Annotated in this window: 2 protein-coding genes; both read right to left on the bottom strand. The window is 36.4% G+C overall.

Translation table 11 applies throughout. The annotated features are described in order from the left end of the window. Window positions 1–698: 698 nt before the first annotated feature. Window positions 699–2,132, bottom strand: coding sequence for an SH3 domain-containing protein (locus HMPREF2846_RS10420; protein WP_070469114.1), 1,434 nt, complete (start codon window positions 2,130–2,132; stop codon window positions 699–701). Beyond that, window positions 2,113–2,535 (bottom strand): phage holin, encoded by a 423-nt coding sequence (locus HMPREF2846_RS10425; protein ID WP_070626599.1) that lies wholly within the window; start codon window positions 2,533–2,535, stop codon window positions 2,113–2,115. The genes HMPREF2846_RS10420 and HMPREF2846_RS10425 overlap by 20 nt, the downstream gene beginning before the upstream one ends. Window positions 2,536–2,564 lie beyond the last annotated feature (29 nt).

The raw sequence follows: 2,564 nt of genomic DNA on the forward strand, positions 1-2,564 counted from the left end.
AAGTTATAACGGTAGTTTGTCTACGGTCTGAGAGAAACTATTTAAATAGTTTCTCTACATAGATACCATATATCTAACCCACATTTTTAATATAACATAAAAAACACCACCATAAAAGGTGGTAAGATTATGATTAGAAAATTATCTTCCAAAATATCTTCTGTTTAATATACTAACACAATTTGTTTAATATTAAAATAAGATAATAAAAAAGCTGCCAGAAAAGACAGCTTTCTATTCTCATGCATAATATCTATTTACACAATAGAATAACGAAGAGTAAAAACCATGTTCTACATTCATTTTACCATGTTTTTTTAGTAATTACTACCTTTTATTTCAATTTATTTCAATAAAAAAAGAGAGCTACTTGTAGGTAACTCTCAAATCATGTCATGCTTAAAGTCTATTTACACCTTAGAGTGTTGAGTTGTGAAAACAGTGTCTGAAAAAATTATATCATAACTTTTTTACTAATACCACTCTATATTTCACTTTTTAATTACAAATACATTTATTCCGACAATTTCTTAAAGTACCGCTATTTGAATTATACTATACCATAAAAAAGAGGGTTACCTATATAGATAACCCTCAAGTCATGGACACTATCATCCACGAACTTACAATATAGTATCAATTGTGAAAAGACACTTTTTACAATGACAACAGCGGTAAGTAAATAATAACATATTTATTTAACTGATACTACCCCAAAGTTCGCCCACACCATGATTAGGTGGTGCGACACCGTTCCATGTGCGGATTGGTAAATAGTATCGCTGTCCTTGCCAGTCATAACCTATCCATACATGACCATCTTGCAACATTACTTCGTCGTAATCACAATACCCACCAGGTTGAAAATCATAAGCATGTGGGCAGCTTGTGAATGGTCCAACAGTACGCACCATAATCGGCTGATTACCATTCGTAAATCTTGCCTTTTCTTCCATATAATAGGTACCATAATTATTACGTCTCCAAGCGCCTGCAACTGGTTTTACTGTGTTGCTTGATGCACTTGTACCTTGAGTAACTGTAGCGATAGGTACTTTACCGTTCATATAAGCTCTGATTTGCTTAATAAAGTAGTCTTTAAGCTTCAATTGCTTATCTTTAGGCAATAACCCTTGTGTGACTGGATTAAATCCTGTGTGTAGCTCTGCGCTTCTGTGCGGGCAAGATGTAGATGTAAATTCATTGTGTAGTCTGATAGTATTTCTATTTGCGGGTAGCCCCCACTTCTTCAGTAACCTTGCACATTCTTGGAAAGTTGCTTGTTCATTTTTTAAGAACGTTTTATCATCTGCACCGATGGATTGACAGACCTCAATACCATAATAATTTTTGTTTCCGTATTGATTGGCTGTATGCCAACCGACTTGTGACTCATCTAACGCTTGCCAAACAGTATTTCCCGAGACATAACTATGTGCAATACCTGCCTCTAAGCGTGACAATGGCGCATTAACTAAACCATTTCTATACGATTCTGCAGTCGCCCCTCTGCTCCCTGCGTCATTGTGTATGACAATCCCTTTTGGATTATATCCACGCTTAGGTAAGTTGTACCCTTTTACTACATCTTTGATAATGTTTAATTTGACCGGTTTTGCTTTCTTTTTAGAATTAGCTTTTTCAACACTTTGTGTAGGTGATTGTGCTGAGCGTGTCGCTGTTGCCGTTTTGAAATTGGGGCGGATGAACCACATAGGAAAGTCGTAATTATGATTGATAAGTTGAGCGACTTCTGTTTTAGCCATACCGCCGCCCCACCAGTTTTGGTCGAGTGATTGGAATGTATTATAGTTGCCGTCGATATTTCCGTTCGTAACAATAGCAACATGACCATAACCTCCGCCGTAACTTCTATTGAAAATAACAACGTCCCCTGGTTCTGCTTTGAATGAAGGTGTATTAGGATAAATGACAGCTTCTCCATCAAAATTATTAGCGTTAGGAATGTCCGCAGCACCTATACCTTTAAGACCATGTCCAAATAATTTATACCAGTACATATTAGCCAGATCAAAACATTGCCAGCCATAAACGCCGTCGAAGTCCCACCCTTTGCCTTTTAATTCATTAATATAAGCGATTGCTTCGTTCTTAGTCAGTGTTGCTGTCATTTGAAACACCTCCATGTTCATATTCATTCACATCAAATCCGATTTCATCCGAATCATCGGTGAAAGGCCGCGTTGTATCATATATTTTAGGTCGGAACTGTTGCACTTCAGGCGCATGTGCTTGATTCTGCCACTGAACCATTTCATCTGTATTATTACTATCTCTAGGCTTTGTATAAGTTTGTACAATACCACTGTCTTTAATACCTTTACTTGTCGGATCTACAATAACACCTAAGCCGACAAGTAAAGTAATAATTGTACCCGCTAAAGCACTCACTTGATCTAATTGTGTGGATAAGTCTAACCCGAATAATTCTGTTACTTGTTTAATGAATAATAGTAAAGCGCCGATTAACCCAGTCAATACTGTTTTATTTTTAATTCTTAATTTCCAATTCATAAAATCCCTCCGTATAGTAAAAAAAGCCG

It is taken from the genome of Staphylococcus sp. HMSC056G08 (assembly GCF_001812305.1).
In the GTDB taxonomy this organism is placed as follows: Bacteria; Bacillota; Bacilli; order Staphylococcales; family Staphylococcaceae; genus Staphylococcus; species Staphylococcus simulans.

Excerpts from the sequence above, each read along its gene's own strand:
- HMPREF2846_RS10420 (WP_070469114.1), bottom strand. The coding sequence starts at position 2,132 with ATGACAGCAACACTGACTAAGAACGAAGCAATCGCTTATATTAATGAA.
- HMPREF2846_RS10425 (WP_070626599.1), bottom strand. The coding sequence starts at position 2,535 with ATGAATTGGAAATTAAGAATTAAAAATAAAACAGTATTGACTGGGTTA.